We start from the raw sequence: 15,257 nt of genomic DNA on the forward strand, positions 1-15,257 counted from the left end.
CGAGCCAATCGAAGGTAACTTTGTAAATGGTCGAAATAGCCTTGGCGAAAACATTGGTGATGTGGGTGGTTTATCAATGGCTTATCACGCTTACAAACTCAGTTTAAATGGTAAAGAAGCGCCTGTTATTGACGGTGTTACTGGCGATCAACGTTTCTTCCTTGCGTGGGCACAAGTATGGAAAGAAAAACGTACTGAGCAAAGCATGCTTAACCAACTTCGTAGTGGCACACATGCGCCAGGTCGCTTTAGAGCACAAGCGCCACGTAACCACGATGCATGGTACAAAGCGTTTAATGTAAAACCAGGCGATGCGTTATACCTTCCTGAAGATGAGCGTGTACGTATTTGGTAAGTAACACTTACTTTTTATTACTTAGTAAGGCAACCTGTTATACAGGTTGCCTTTTTTATTAAATTAAATTTACACATAATAGATATAATTCCAACGCCTAGAACCCTCGATGATCCCATTAATAAAATACATTTACATGGCTTTTAAACGTTACCGTTTTAATCTGTTTTAATACTTACTAGCCCTTGCTTGCATTTACCTTTAGAATACGCGGTATAATTTTATTCTATTATTTACATATATTAAGGCGAAACGCAGATGGGAAGAGCTTACCAAAACAAAAAAGATTCAATGGCTAAGACTGCGGGTGCTAAAACTAAAGTTTATTCTAAGTACGGAAAAGAAATTTATATTTGTGCTAAAAACGGCGGTGTAGACCCAGATGGTAACTTATCATTACGCCGTTTAATTGAACGCGCTAAAAAAGATCAAGTACCAGCACACGTTATTGACCGCGCAATAGACAAAGCAAAAGGCGGCGGCGGTGAAGACTACGCAGCAACACGTTACGAAGGTTACGGCCCTGGTAACTGTATGATTATTGTTGACTGCTTAACAGATAACAACAAACGTACTTTTGCTGATGTACGTGTTTGTTTTACTAAAGCAAACGCTAAAATTGGCGCTCAAAACTCTGTTTCTCATTTATTTGATCACCTTGCTATTTTTGTATTTGACGGTGATGACGATGAAACGGTACTTGAAGCATTAATGATGGCTGATGTTGATGTAACTGACGTAGAAGTAGATGACGGTAAAGTAACTGTTTTTGCTCCTCATACAGAGTACAACAATACACGTACAGCGCTTGAAGAAATGGGCGTGACTGAATTTGATGAAGATCTAATTAGCTTCGTTCCACAAATTGAAACGCCTATTGAAGGCGAAGATGTAGAAGTTATGGAACGCTTTTTAGCCATGCTAGAAGATTGCGACGACGTACAAAACGTTTACCATAACGCGCAATTCTAAAACCTGATTTACTAAATTAGAACTACTTTAAGCCAACAGCTATGTTGGCTTTTTCATTTTTAGAACATGGTATTAATATGAACTCCCTTAATGAGCTTAAAAGTGGCAAGCTTGCTGGTGCTACTCACCTGCAATTAGTAGAAGAGTTAACAATATTCCCTGAAGAGATTTTTAGCTTAGCTGACACGCTTGAAGTACTCGATTTATCAAATAATAACTTATCAACACTACCTGATGAATTTGCCTGTTTAACACGCCTGAAGCGAGTATTTTTATCGTTTAATCAGTTTAAGCATATTCCTGCGGTTTTAGCTAAATGCCCTGCTCTGATAATGGTTGCATTTAAGGGCTGTAAAATAGCTGAATTTGGCGATTATTGTTTACCAAAGAATATTGAATGGCTCATACTTACTGATAATAATATTCCTGAATTACCTCAAAGTTTTGGCCAATTTACACAGCTTAAAAAGCTCGCGCTTGCGGGCAATCAACTTAAGCGACTACCAACTAGCATGGCGCAATGTAAAAGCCTTGAGCTTATTAGGCTCTCTGCTAATAACTTAACGCAGGTAGACGACTGGCTGTTTGAATTACCAAAACTTGCTTGGCTTGCGTTTGCCGGTAACAATTTTAATAAAGCCCAATGCCTTACAAAGTGTAGCTTGGAAAATAAACCTCTTAACGATTACACACTTAGTCATGTTATTGGTCAAGGTGCATCTGGCGTTATTCATTTAGCAAAATCGGTTGATAACGCTGTAGCGATTAAGTTATTCAAGGGCGCAATTACCAGCGACGGCTACCCACTTGATGAAGTAAATTGCTGCTTACAAGCAGGCGATCACGCTAACTTAATCAAGGTACTTGCCTACATTGAACAAAGTGGGCAACTTGGTTTGGTGATGGAGCTTATAGGAGAAGGCTTTTGCAACTTAGGTTTACCTCCAAGCCTTGAAACCTGTACGCGTGATACCTTTAATGATGATTGCCATTACTCAACTCAGGCTATTTTAAAAATTGCACAGCAAATGGTAAGTACCCTACACCATTTGCATATTCATAAAGTAAGCCATGGCGACGTGTATGCGCATAACACCATGATAAACAAAGATGCTGATGTATTATTTGGTGATTTTGGTGCAGCTACAAACTTAGCTATGTTAAGTGATTATCAACAAAAGCAAATGGAGTTAATTGAAGTACGTGCATTAGGGTGTTTAATTGAAGACTTACTAGGCACTGTAACGGGCGATGATAGACAAAGTGAGCTCTTTGTTAAAATGTCCGATATTGTAAGCCGCGCTGTGCAGCCTTTGTTAAATCAAAGACCTAAATTTACTGAGTTACTAGCAGAGCTAAAATAAATTCAATATTAATTGAATGAATTAAAAAAAGAGCAACGTGTAACGCGTTGCTCTTTTTTTAGTTTATCTTTGTTCAATTAGCTGTACTCATTTAGTACGCTTAAACGGATAAACCTGTTGCTTAAGCATACCTACCGGCATGTAATCCCCAACTACGCCATATGCTTCTGGCCACTCCTTTTGACCTTTAACAGCAGTACCAAACGCATAATCTAAAAACGAGAAATGCGCAGCGTAGTTGCGGTCAATTGCAGCTTTATCTGACGCATGATGCCAATGATGAAACTGCGGTGTAACCATAAAATACTTAAGCCAACCAAATTTAACTCTTACGTTTGCATGGTTAAACACTGCCTGTAAACCCACAATAATTACGTACAAACTAATTATTTGCTGTGAAAATCCAAGTACAAATATCGGTGTTAACACTAAGCTGCGTGTTATTAGTATTTCAAGAATATGCTGGCGAGAACCCGCTAACCAATCCATTTCTTTAGCGCTGTGATGTACGCCATGAAAGCGCCATAACAAAGGAATTTCGTGATAGGCACGATGCACCCAGTACTGCATTAAATCAGCCACGAGTATTATTAAAAACAGCTGCGCAACAAATGGTATTTGTTCAATAACGCCTTGAATTGTTGATGATACAGCCCAACCAAAACCATAATGTACAAAATGGTTAGTAACAAGTAATACAAAACCAATAATTAAATGATTTACAAAAAAGTGGTTTAAATCACCTCTCCACTCACTACGCAATATTTTTTGCTCTTTTCGATGCGGTAATAGCTTTTCAATCACAATAAATATAAGTGTTGAACCTAGTAAATCTAAAATAAACCAATCAAGCCCTATATAGGGTGTATTCGTTGCAAACTCGTTAACCTCAACGTTGGGGCCGCCAAACATAATAGCTAATGTAATAAAACACCATGCTGTAGCACCTAAACGCTTATTAGTATTACGTACAAAGTTAAGTAATCCTAAACTGCCAGATATTAGCAATGCTGCAAACATAAGCTGACGCAAAAAACTAACATCGTAGCTTTTGCGTAGTTCTGGCGTTGTTAAATATTCTGGGAAGTGAAACGCTAATACGCCTAAGCAACTCAATATTGCTAAAAAGCAGGCTATGTAGCCACTTATGTTACCTTCGCCAATTTGTAAGTGATTAGTACGAAATATCTTTCGTGATAAAGCTTTGATCATTGTTGTTATTCCTTGCTTCGTTGAGTTGATTAAGTACAACGAAATTTCCATTGGTTTACACGCCTTTATATTAACAAAATTTAGGGTATAAAAAATACAAATAGTTCCTTCCACATTTTGAGTTGCAAATATACAGATAAACCAAACACAAAAAAGCCACGCAATGCGTGGCTTGGTTGGATAAAGCTAAAACTTTACATCATTAGGGCTATATTATAAAAACGCACCTAATGCTTTAACTTGGTCTAACATGCGGTTTGAGAAACCCCATTCGTTATCGTACCAAGCCATTACTTTAACTAGTTTACCATTGGCTTTAGTTTGTGTTGCATCAAAGATAGAAGACGCTGGGTTATGATTAAAGTCGATAGAAACAAGCGGAAGCTCGTTGTATTCTAAAATATCTTTCATTGAACCCGTTGACGCTTCTTTCATGATTGCATTGATTTCTTCAGCAGTAGTGTCGCGCTTAGTGATAAACGTAAAATCAACTAAAGATACGTTGATAGTAGGTACACGTACCGACATACCATCTAATTTACCAGCAAGTTCTGGTAATACTAAACCAACAGCTGCCGCAGCACCTGTTTTAGTTGGGATCATAGATTGTGTTGCACTACGAGCACGGTATAGATCAGGGTGGTACACGTCAGATAAGTTTTGATCGTTTGTGTAAGAGTGAATCGTAGTCATACTACCTTGTTCAATACCTACTGTGTCGTTAATTGCTTTTGCAAGTGGTGCTAAACAGTTAGTAGTACATGATGCATTTGAGATGATTTGGCTATCAGCATTAATTACATCGCTGTTTACACCATGAACCACTGTTGCATCCATATCTTTACCTGGAGCAGAAACGATTACTTTTTTCGCGCCCGCTGCAATGTGCTTAGCAGCGTCATCACGTTTAGTGAAAAAACCAGTACATTCTAAAACGATATCTACGTTTAGTGCTTTCCACGGTAAATTTGCAGGATCACGTTCTTGCGTTAACGTAATTACGTCTTCATCAATTAACATGGTGTTATTTTCAAGTGTTACTTTTTTAGAAAATTGACCATGAACCGAGTCATATTGCGTTAAATGTGCGTTAACGTTAGCTGGTGCTAAATCGTTAATTGCTACAATTTTAATTTCGCTGTTTTGAGCTGACTCATAAAGTGCACGTAATACATTTCTACCGATACGGCCGTAACCGTTAATTGCTACATTAATCATTTTAGACTCCTATTTAAGTTCACTTGCTTGGCGAGCAAGCGCTTCAATGGCTTGCCAGTCTTTATTTTCAATTAGTTGTTTATCTAGCATCCACGTACCACCAACACATATAACGTTTTTAAGCGCTAAATAGTTAGGTGCAGTTGCTAGGCTTATGCCACCAGTTGGACAAAAAGTAATATGCGGTAATGGACCACCGATTGACTTAAGCATTGCTGTTCCGCCCGCAGCTTCTGCTGGGAAGAATTTTAAATACTTAAAACCATGCGATGCAAGTTGCATAACTTCACTTGCAGTTGCAGCGCCAGGTAAAAATGGTATATCTGATGTTTTAGCTAAAGCAATAAGCTCATCGCTTACACCTGGACTAACCANCCAGCGGCTACTGAAAGATCAAAGCTTGCTTTATCAACAACAGTACCTGTACCTACATAAGCTTCTGGTACTTCTGCTTTCATTAGCTTTACAGCTTCTGCTGCAATAGGTGTACGTAGTGTTATTTCTAAGGCTTTTAGGCCTCCGTTGTATAACGCTCTTGCAAGTGGTGCTGCATCTTCTAATTTTTCGATTACAACCACTGGCACTACTGGTGCCGATGCTAAGATTTTTTCAATACTCATTACTTGTTCCTCATTACCCAGTATGGCTAATATTTATTCAAGTCCAAAAGCACTCGCGCCTAAATCAGCGCTGCTTACGATATTTCTAAATCCAGTAAATAGTTCTCTGCCTGTACCAAATGTTAAACTTGGCTCACTTAGTTGTAGTTCACGTTTAGCAAGTTCTTCCTCGCTTACGTGTACTTTTAATATTCCGTTTGGCGCATCAAGAGTAACTAAATCACCCTCTAATATTTTAGCAATAATACCGCCTTCTACCGCTTCTGGTGCTAAGTGAATAGCTGCAGGCACTTTGCCTGATGCACCCGACATACGACCATCGGTAACAATTGCCACTTTAAAGCCTTCATCTTGAAGCGTTGCCATTACAGGCGTTAATTTATGCAGCTCTGGCATACCTTTCGCTTTAGGACCCTGCTCTTTCAACACGGCAATAAAGTCTTGGTTTAATTCGCCACGAGTGTATGCATCTTGTAGAGCACTTTGCGAGCTAAATACTTTTGCAGGTGCTGTAACAACCTGATGTTCAATAGCAACAGCCGATACTTTAATAACTGCTTTACCTAAGTTACCCGTAAGTAGTTGTAAACCGCCTTGCTTGCTAAAAGGGTTATTCACAGGACGAAGTACTTCTTCGTCATGAGAATTTGCTGGGCAATCTACCCATTTAACTTTAGTCGGACCGGTTGAGTTGCTCATGATCAGGCTGTCGTCTTTATCAAGACGAGGCTCAGTCATATACGGAGCAAGACCATCACCAAGCATAGTTTTAACATCAGTATGAAGGAAACCAGCACTTGCTAGTTCTCGCATTAAGAAACCCATACCGCCAGCAGCTTGAAAGTGGTTTACATCAGCAGAACCATTAGGGTAAATACGTGTTAACAATGGAACTTCTGCTGATAAATCAGACATGTCTTTCCATGTAATCTGAATACCAGCAGCTTTTGCAATTGCTACTATGTGAATTGCGTGATTAGTTGAGCCACCCGTAGATAACAAACCAACTAGACCATTGATAATTGTTTTTTCACTAATTACGTCAGCTAAACATGGGCTGTCTTTGTCATCTGTAAGCTGCTTAAGCATGGTTTCTACAGCGTTACCTGTTAAGCCATCTCGTAATTCAGTGTAAGGATTAATAAACGAGCTACCCGGAAGGTGCAAGCCCATTATTTCCATTAACATTTGATTTGAATTTGCAGTACCGTAAAACGTACAAGTACCCGCGCTGTGGTACGAGGCGCTTTCAGCTTCTAATAAGTCTTCACGGCTTACTAAACCTTGTGCGAATTTTTGACGAATACGGGCTTTTTCTTTATTTGGAATACCAGACTGCATTGGACCTGCAGGTAAAAAGAATACAGGTAAATGACCAAACGAAAGTGCACCAATTAATAGCCCTGGGACTATTTTGTCACATACGCCTAAACAAAAAACGCCGTCAAACACATCGTGCGAAAGCGATATTGCTGTAGACATAGCAATAACATCACGAGAAAAAAGTGATAGTTCCATGCCGTCACGCCCTTGCGTAACGCCATCACACATTGCAGGTACACCGCCAGCAACTTGTGCTGTAGCATCGTACTTGGTTGCAATGCTTTTAATTAAATCTGGGTAATCTTTGTATGGCACGTGTGCCGATAACATATCGTTATATGAATTGATGATAGCAAGGTTTGGTTGCTCATCAGATTTAAGGCGCGCTTTGTCATCGGTGCTACAAGCAGCCATAACATGAGCTATATTTCCGCAGCCTAATCCAGCACGAACTCTTGTTTGTTTTTTAGCGTGCGAAATGCGATCTAAATAGGCTTGACGGGTGTTTTTACTGCGTTCGATAACGCGTTGGGTAACTTCTTGGATTCGAGGATGCAACATAATTTTACTCATCTCTATTAGTTAGAGGATAAAGGCTCAGTAACAATTATAGACTCCACGTAAATAACTGTACTGAGCATCTTTGACTTACCCGTTCAAAGGTACGATACCAAGGAGCCTCTCACAACAACCCTGACACCGGTGTCACTGTATTAACGCATAGCAATGACACCGGTGTCAACCCTAGCTATTAAAAATAAACTAACTTTTTAGCATGACCTTTAATCAATGCTTTAATTTTTAGGTATAAGTGTATTTTTAGCAAGTTTTAAGTATAAAAAAGCCCGAATAAGCGTCACTCATATTCGGGCTACTGTGAAAAATATTTATGTTAACTTTTAACTTGCGCAGTAGACTCTCGCGTGATCAAACGTGATTCAAGGGTGACTTGGTATGGTTGCTCTTGAGGATTCGAAATATGGGAGATAAGTTGAGTAACGGCTTGTTTAGTCATTTCTTCAACAGGCTGTGCAATTGTTGTTAGCCCTGGCCAAATATGGCGAGCGATTGGCGCGTTATCAAATCCAGCAATAGATATATCATCTGGGACAGCTAAGCGTCTTTGAGTAGCCAGTTTTAATACAGCTGCGGCCATGTAATCGTTCGACGCAAATACAGCCGTTGGTCTTGGTGATAAATCTAAAATACTTCGCGCACTATCTACACCTGAGTGATAACTAAAGTTACCCTCTTCTACTAAACGCTCGTCAAATTCTATTCCGTGGCTTGCTAATGAGCGCCTATAACCTTTAAAACGTTGTTGCGTAGCACTGTGATCTGGGTGACCTTTAATAAACGCAATAGATTTATGACCAAGCCTAATTAAATGCTCTGTTATTTCAAAAGCCCCTTGCTCATCGTTACTGCGAACAGAAATAGAATCATCTTGTAATACCGCAGAGGCAACTCTGGCATAAGGAATGTTTTTCGACTTTAAAAGGTTCACCAGCTCTGCAAAATCACCAAAAGGTGGCGTTAATACAATACCGTCAAGACGCGATGTTTGTAATAACTGCTCAACGTTATTAATTAATTCTTCGCCTCTAAATTCACACGGATGAATAAGTAAGTTGTAGTGATTTTCTTGACAGGCTTCCAATGCCCCTGTTTGAACACGCGTAATATAACTTTTACTTGGATTATCGTAGAGACAACCAATTATAAAACTGCGATTTTGGGCGAGCCCACGAGCAATTGGATTTGGGGTGTAATCGAGCTCTTTAAATACCGCAAGTACCTTTTCACGTGTTGCCGCACTTACATTAGGTTCGTTATTTAAAACGCGTGATACGGTTTTTTTAGAAACACCAGCGTGGCTTGCCACACTGTTTATTGTTACTTTTTTCATCACTCTATTTTTCCAGAAGCAAACAAGGAAAAACCCTTATTTGCTGTTGTGCAAACACGCTGCGGCACCAATTAGTGGAATATTATCTTGTGTTACAAGAGTTACAGGAATTTGCCCTGTATATTGCGACATAATACCCTTTTGTGAAAATCGTTCAACAAAACGACTTTCCAGTAAACGAGATTGCATACGAGGCAGTATACCACCACCAATAAACAAACCACCTAATGCACCATAAGCCAATGCTAAATCACCCGCTACACTGCCTATCCAATCACAAAATTGATTTAATGTAGCATCACATACTTCGCATTCACCACTGTTAGCTAAACTACTAATTTGTGCTGCATCAAGGTTTTTTGCATTAACGCCTTTAACTGCCGCCATTGCTTTATATAAGTGTGCAATACCAGGACCCGAAAACACGGTTTCTACTGATACATGAGGATGTTCTTTTCGCAATTCTTGAATGAGTGCAGTATCTAGCTCATTAACCGCAGCAAGCGAGATATGCCCACCTTCAGAACTTAATACTGAAGTAGAATGTAATGTTCTTACCAAACACGCTGCACCAAAACCAGTACCAGGACCCATAACACCAATGTTTGCATTTTCATCAGCTTGACCCGTTTTAACTGTAATATTTTTTTGAGGATCTAAATAAGGTGCTGCATAAGCAAATGCTGCAAAGTCATTTATAACTTCCAACTGCTCTAAATTAAAATGCTGTTTAAATTCATTTACACTAAAATGCCATCCTAAGTTGGTTAAATGCACCTGCCCTGCTTTTATAGGGCCAGCAACAGCTAAGCACGCACGTTTTGGTGTAATATGAGAAACACTTGATAAGTATTGCTCTAAAGCGCTCTCAAGTGAGCTAAAATCAGCGCTAGGAAATGTATTGTTATGCTCTATAATAAACTGACTTTTTGTTTCATCAAAAGCAGTTATTAAAGCAAAGCGAGCATTGGTACCGCCGATGTCGGCAACTAAGATAGGATTAAATTCGGTAGAAGAGTGTAAGCTCATGGTGTTATCTCTTTTGTTTAAGCGACTAATGCTTATTATTTTACAACGGGTAAACCATTGGTATTTATTTACTTTAGGCTATCACCCTAAAGCAGCTATCACAGTAAAAAATACTGCTTATATTAAAATAGGCAGCCAATACGTTTTGACAACAAAATGATAAAACGCCACCATTATGACACCGGTGTCATTGCCAAATCAATAAAAAAATCAGTTTAAATATAAAAAGCTTGAAAAAATTAATTAATAAACGAGAATGGCACCATTATTTATCACTTTAATTAAGTTGTCACAATGAAAGGTAAAGCTACCTCATTTGATATTGCCCACTATGCAGGGGTCTCTCAATCAACTGTATCTCGTGCTTTACGCAATAGCCATCTTGTGAATGAAGAAACACGAAAGCGCGTCTACGACATTGCAAAAAAGCTTAACTATAAAGTGGACAAAAATGCCAGTAACTTACGCACTCAACAAAGCAGTACACTTGCATTACTTCTTTTTGAAGATCCCACTTCCGACGAATCACAGATTAACCCTTTCTTTTTAGCAATGTTAGGTAGTATTACGCGTGCTTGTGCCCAAGAGGGTTACGATTTATTGGTGTCGTTTCAGTCCGCTAGTGCAGATTGGCAAGCTGATTATGAAGATAGCCACAGAGCAGATGGTATTATTTTGCTCGGTTATGGTGATTACATCGACTTTCAACCAAAGTTTAAAACCTTACTAGAACAAAATACTAAATTTGTATGCTGGGGTGCAACGGTTGATAACCGTCCAGACTTAACTGTATGTTGCGATAACTACACAGGCGGAAAATTAGCTGCTACACATTTTATTGCCCATAACCGCACCGACTGCGCATTTATTGGCGATGCTTCCGATCATAGTCCTGAATTTTTTTCCCGTTTCCAGGGTTTTAAAGATGAGTTACTTACTAATAAAATAAAAATAAACGAACGTAAAATGGCTAACGCAATATCAACTGAAGAATCTGGTTATCACGCCACTCGTTCGCTTATTGCTAATAATATAAAATTTAATGCATTGTTTGCTGCAAGTGACTTGATTGCCATTGGTGCAATTCGTGCACTTAAAGAAGCAAATATCGACATACCAAAAGATGTAGCCATTATAGGTTTTGATAATATAGCCATTGCGAGTTATGTAAATCCACCACTGACCACTGTAGAACAAAATACAACTATTGCAGGACAAATGCTGGTTGAGAATTTATTAAAACTCATACGCGGCGAAGAAGTAAAAAGTACCCTACTTCCCCCAATTTTAATCCCAAGAGGTTCAAGTTAAATTTGCTTTGACTCTAATTGAAATTCTTAAATTAATACACACACTATTATAGAAAATTCGGATATGAGTAAGCATGGGCTAAAATTGTATAATTGGTTTTAATGCTTGTACTTACTTTTTTGTTCTTTAGTTAAAGCTTTACACTACCGAACATAATAGCAGCCACCATTAGAGTCGATGTTTAGGCTTTCCAACATTAGAACCACATTGCTGGATGTTGTTTGCCCACAGCAAGTCTCTTATTATATGTTCTAGCTTGCCAATAGGCGTAATCAAGAGCCCGCTGGAAGAAAAGCGCGTTAGGCTCGAATACACTGAGTTATCAACATATAACACTAGCCAAGCCTAAGTGAGTTCAAGGGCAAGAGTCATCTACATTAAGCTTCAATGTGATCAGATGACAGGAAAATTACGACCCCCCCCATTATGTTGGACTTTATATACGACAGCGCCCGTAAATACAGCTGAAGATATCCATAAATTAGTAAGGTACTACGAACTTCGGTGACGTGCAGAGGAGTTTCAGAAAACATGGAAAACAGATGCAACCAAAGTAGAAGATTTACATTTGCAGCACAGTGATAATATTTTACGAATTGCCATCATTAAAGCGTTTATTCCTGTCAGGGTTATTAGCAGCAAAATATGGCGCAAAGAAGTGAATTAGATAAAAAATGGTCGAATCTGCCGAATTGTTAATATCAATTCAACAGACAAAAAAGTTGTGTTCAATAGACAGACCCACATCCATGTAGGTAACAAAGAGTTGACGCTCTTAGGAAGACCCTTTGGGCAGCGCATGTCTTGCATTTATGCTGCGTTATTGCCTCTTTATAGGGAACAAACACACTACATAGACTCTGCCTTGCCTAAATGCCAAACATAAAACTGAAGAATCAATCGTGAAAGGTCAATACACCCTACTAATTACAGCGATTGAAGAGCATTATTTTAACAATCATTTAAGTTGTTCTGTTACAACAGGGTAATAATCCCATACCTGCATATCACTTAATGAACGTACTAACTTAATATATTCGGCGTGAGTCCAAGCAAGTGGTGTTGCTGAGTTAGTCCCCTCACCAAGCGTGTAGCCTGATTTGTTAACTCCTACACCGTCCCATACTTGCTCTGGTAGCATCATCCCTTGGTTAGCGAATTGTTCGAGTCCTTTTACATAGTTGTTCTTGATTTCGGCTTGTTTTTCATTATTAAGTGTATTATTTGCATTAGCTGCTGCAATTTCATAGTGCCCTCGTTCACCTGTAAAAAAAGGCCATACACGACCGCGTTGCCCTGGCGTATTACTGCCGTTTTCAGCGTAGTTTGTACCCGTTACTTCGTCTTCACCATAGCCATCGTTGCCATAGCGGCGATACCCTGCAAATGAACCGCTACCATCGCTAAACTTAAAGCTATACTTAACTTGTAAATTGTCGGCGAGTGTTTCGTCATCGTATTCTGGCAGTGTTTTTACAATACTTGGTGCCAGTGCATCACGAACGCCATAGCGAACTAATTCTAAAAACCCACCATCCAAAATTTGTTTTTTGTTAAAGCCCTCTCGCCCATTGTTTGCGTTAATGATTGTATTTGAGTTCGCATTTTCATCTTGCCCAATGCGAATAAAATATTCACCATCAGTGGCTTTTGATTCTAAATTGCCATTGGTAGTAAACATCATTTTTTCTATGTCTGCGTTATAACGCTTGGCTGTTGCAAGGTAACGTTTTGCATTTTTAGTATCGCCTGCCATTTTCGCAATATCTGCAGCGGTAATTAAACCTGCTNTGCGGTGGTTGATGGGGAATAGCCACTTTGTTCTTCCCAGCGTTCTTGTTGCGTTGATGGTGGCGTAATTTGTGTATCATTCCATAAAATTTTAGCTAGCCCACCATCTACTAAAAAATCAGCGGCTGGTTTTAGCATACGTGCGTACCAGTCTTTAAGCTCTGCGTCGCTAAGTACGTTTGCTTTGTTTAATTTCCACGCGAGCATTATAGGCATCGCAGTTTGATCAAGCTGTACACCAACCCATTCAAGCTCACCATCAACGTGTGTTTTTTGTAAAAACCAGCCACTATCACCATTATTACCTGGCGTTTTACTGTTAACTTGTACTTTTTCAAGGTATTCAAATGCCGTTTTTGCAGTTGCGGTATCACCCAGTGCCATAAACGCCATCGCTACTTGGTAAAAGTCTCGTACCCACACTGCTTTGTAGCCTGTTGAACCTGTTTTAGCCGATACTGTTTCGCCCCACGGGTTAGACAGTGACGCAATAAGTGCCCCTGCATGTGTTTTATCTTCTTGCGCTTTTAATACCATTGCACTGGTATAAAGTAACTTGCCGTTGTCGGCTGTTTGCTCAGCCATTTTATCAATAGGTGTCAGACTTTGTAAGTAATCTTGCCAACCAAGCGACGCACCTTTACCGTTAAAGTTATCAAGTACAGTTTGATAGCCTTTTGCTAATGTTTGAGTGCCCTGCTCCGCACTTTGTTGCTCGCTATGTGCAAAACTAAGCACTAAATCAAACGTAGTATTGCGTTCGATGCTACCAAGTTCAGCAAGCATGCTGACATTACCTGACTGTTCACCGGTATTACTGTAAGTGGTATTTAATGATTTTGAATTTTTCAGCTCATTCAAACCATCACTTATACCGGTAAAGCCAACCGTTTTTATGCCAAATTTAGTACTTGATTGCAATGTTAAGTAGTTGTCATCTTGCCAAGCAACTAAGCCTTGATTGGTAGTTTTTGCAAAATCATCAAGACCGTTATTATCAATATATGGATTTACAACAACATAGGCTTTAACATCTTTAAGTTCAGTATTAAACACGCTTCGAACAAATAAGCTTTGCCCATCAGGATCGGTGAATACGTGTTTTTCGAGTGTAAATCTACCTTGTTTATCTTTACTTACTATTTTATAAGCAAGTGATAAAGGACGACCTTGCTTGTCTTTGTATAAGTAATCAATTGTTACATCAAGATCGTCTGCTTCACTAACTGTGAAATTTTTTCCTGTTACTACAAACTGCATATCTTTTATCTGCGCTTGGTGAATAAGACCAAACATAGTTTCGGTGATCATGCCCTTTGCAATAGAAAACCAAACTTTAGATACGGTGCCAGTAGATGCATCATTTGTATATTGACCATTTTGGTATTGCTCATAAGATGTACCAATACCCGTTTTACCTGCATAAGACCAAAATGGGTCGCTACCCGGAGCACCTGGCGCCGCTGCTTTAGATGTTTGTAAATTGTCAATGTCTTGAGCACCACATGCAGTTAACCCAAGAGCTAATAATGAGATTGTTATTGAATTATAGTTTTTCATTTTTTACTCTTAATTAGAATTTTTAACACGCATAACAGCAATTGCTGCCAACACAAAAGACGCAGCACCAATTAACAAGGCATAAATAGGCTGATTAGAAAACGCATGGCGTAAAATAAGACCTAAAATACTGGCTGCAAGTAGCTGTGGAATAACAATGAAGAAGTTAAATATGCCCATGTATACGCCCATTTTGTTACTCGGCAACGAGTTACTTAACATTGCATAAGGCAGTGACAAAATAGAGGCCCACGCAAAACCAACACCAATCATAGGAATAAGCAGCATTTGAGGAGAGCTTATAAACATAAAGCTTGCAAGCCCCAACGCACCTAATAATAAATTTAAGCAATGCGCGCCTTTTAACCCCAACAACCTAACTAAAAATGGAATACACATAGCCGCAATTGCTGCAAAACCATTATAAGCGGCAAACAAAATACCTACCCAATCAGCGCCATCATTAAACGCTTTTGACGTAGTATCGCTACTACCATAATGAAAGCTAGTCACTGCCGACGTGGTATAAATCCACATAGCAAATAAAGTAAACCAACTAAAAAATTGTACCCAAGCCAGTTGTTTCATGGCGG

9 protein-coding genes and 3 pseudogenes (1 of these 12 running past the window's edge) are annotated in these 15,257 nt (G+C 39.2%); 4 read left to right on the forward strand and 8 right to left on the reverse strand.

Annotated elements, in window-relative coordinates; translation table 11 throughout:
- From L647_RS01000000124120 to L647_RS0112120, 3 genes are all read left to right on the forward strand, one after another.
- Positions 1 to 355, forward strand: a 355-nt coding sequence (locus L647_RS01000000124120; RefSeq protein WP_033024411.1) for a M13-type metalloendopeptidase, incomplete at its 5' end; no start/stop codon positions are given.
- Between the two features lie 258 nt (positions 356 to 613).
- Positions 614 to 1,327, forward strand: coding sequence for a YebC/PmpR family DNA-binding transcriptional regulator (locus L647_RS0112115; protein WP_007582629.1), 714 nt, complete (start codon positions 614 to 616; stop codon positions 1,325 to 1,327).
- Between the two features lie 77 nt (positions 1,328 to 1,404).
- The gene (locus L647_RS0112120; RefSeq protein WP_033024412.1) at positions 1,405 to 2,691 is read left to right on the forward strand and encodes a leucine-rich repeat-containing protein kinase family protein; all 1,287 of its coding nucleotides are present in this window, start codon (positions 1,405 to 1,407) and stop codon (positions 2,689 to 2,691) included.
- Positions 2,692 to 2,778: 87 nt separating this feature from the next.
- On the opposite strand, the gene L647_RS0112125 is transcribed toward L647_RS0112120, so the two are convergent.
- From L647_RS0112125 to glk, 6 genes and pseudogenes are all read right to left on the reverse strand, one after another.
- On the reverse strand, positions 2,779 to 3,903 hold the full coding sequence (locus L647_RS0112125; RefSeq protein WP_024611326.1) for a sterol desaturase family protein: 1,125 nt from the start codon (positions 3,901 to 3,903) through the stop codon (positions 2,779 to 2,781).
- A gap of 213 nt (positions 3,904 to 4,116) precedes the next feature.
- Positions 4,117 to 5,121 (reverse strand): type I glyceraldehyde-3-phosphate dehydrogenase, encoded by a 1,005-nt coding sequence (gap, locus tag L647_RS0112130; protein ID WP_024611327.1) that lies wholly within the window; start codon positions 5,119 to 5,121, stop codon positions 4,117 to 4,119.
- A 9-nt stretch (positions 5,122 to 5,130) separates the two neighbouring features.
- Positions 5,131 to 5,741 (reverse strand): annotated as a pseudogene (eda, locus tag L647_RS01000000124125) (bifunctional 4-hydroxy-2-oxoglutarate aldolase/2-dehydro-3-deoxy-phosphogluconate aldolase).
- Positions 5,742 to 5,774: 33 nt separating this feature from the next.
- Positions 5,775 to 7,625 (reverse strand): phosphogluconate dehydratase, encoded by a 1,851-nt coding sequence (gene edd / locus L647_RS0112140; protein WP_024611328.1) that lies wholly within the window; start codon positions 7,623 to 7,625, stop codon positions 5,775 to 5,777.
- 331 nt (positions 7,626 to 7,956) lie between these two features.
- Positions 7,957 to 8,973 carry a LacI family DNA-binding transcriptional regulator gene (locus L647_RS0112145; RefSeq protein WP_024611329.1) on the reverse strand — a complete coding sequence of 339 codons (1,017 nt, stop codon included), beginning with the start codon at positions 8,971 to 8,973 and terminating at the stop codon, positions 7,957 to 7,959.
- 36 nt (positions 8,974 to 9,009) lie between these two features.
- Complete coding sequence (gene glk / locus L647_RS0112150; RefSeq protein ID WP_024611330.1) at positions 9,010 to 10,002, reverse strand: glucokinase; 993 nt, start codon at positions 10,000 to 10,002, stop codon at positions 9,010 to 9,012.
- Between the two features lie 294 nt (positions 10,003 to 10,296).
- On the opposite strand from glk, the gene L647_RS0112160 reads away from it, so the two are divergent.
- Positions 10,297 to 11,313 (forward strand): LacI family DNA-binding transcriptional regulator, encoded by a 1,017-nt coding sequence (locus L647_RS0112160; protein WP_024611331.1) that lies wholly within the window; start codon positions 10,297 to 10,299, stop codon positions 11,311 to 11,313.
- Positions 11,314 to 12,271: 958 nt separating this feature from the next.
- On the opposite strand, the pseudogene L647_RS01000000124130 reads toward L647_RS0112160, so the two are convergent.
- Together L647_RS01000000124130 and L647_RS01000000124135 are read right to left on the reverse strand one after the other, a co-directional pair.
- Positions 12,272 to 14,664: pseudogene (locus L647_RS01000000124130) on the reverse strand (glycoside hydrolase family 15 protein).
- Positions 14,665 to 14,673: 9 nt separating this feature from the next.
- Positions 14,674 to 15,257, reverse strand: a pseudogene (locus tag L647_RS01000000124135) (MFS transporter) (it continues 933 nt past the right edge of the window).

The organism is Pseudoalteromonas sp. TB64, from assembly GCF_000498095.1.
Classification (GTDB): Bacteria; Pseudomonadota; Gammaproteobacteria; order Enterobacterales; family Alteromonadaceae; genus Pseudoalteromonas.

Excerpts from the sequence above, each read along its gene's own strand:
- L647_RS0112115 (WP_007582629.1), top strand. The coding sequence starts at position 614 with ATGGGAAGAGCTTACCAAAACAAAAAAGATTCAATGGCTAAGACTGCG.
- L647_RS0112120 (WP_033024412.1), top strand. The coding sequence starts at position 1,405 with ATGAACTCCCTTAATGAGCTTAAAAGTGGCAAGCTTGCTGGTGCTACT.
- L647_RS0112125 (WP_024611326.1), bottom strand. The coding sequence starts at position 3,903 with ATGATCAAAGCTTTATCACGAAAGATATTTCGTACTAATCACTTACAA.
- gap (WP_024611327.1), bottom strand. The coding sequence starts at position 5,121 with ATGATTAATGTAGCAATTAACGGTTACGGCCGTATCGGTAGAAATGTA.
- edd (WP_024611328.1), bottom strand. The coding sequence starts at position 7,625 with ATGTTGCATCCTCGAATCCAAGAAGTTACCCAACGCGTTATCGAACGC.
- L647_RS0112145 (WP_024611329.1), bottom strand. The coding sequence starts at position 8,973 with ATGAAAAAAGTAACAATAAACAGTGTGGCAAGCCACGCTGGTGTTTCT.
- glk (WP_024611330.1), bottom strand. The coding sequence starts at position 10,002 with ATGAGCTTACACTCTTCTACCGAATTTAATCCTATCTTAGTTGCCGAC.
- L647_RS0112160 (WP_024611331.1), top strand. The coding sequence starts at position 10,297 with ATGAAAGGTAAAGCTACCTCATTTGATATTGCCCACTATGCAGGGGTC.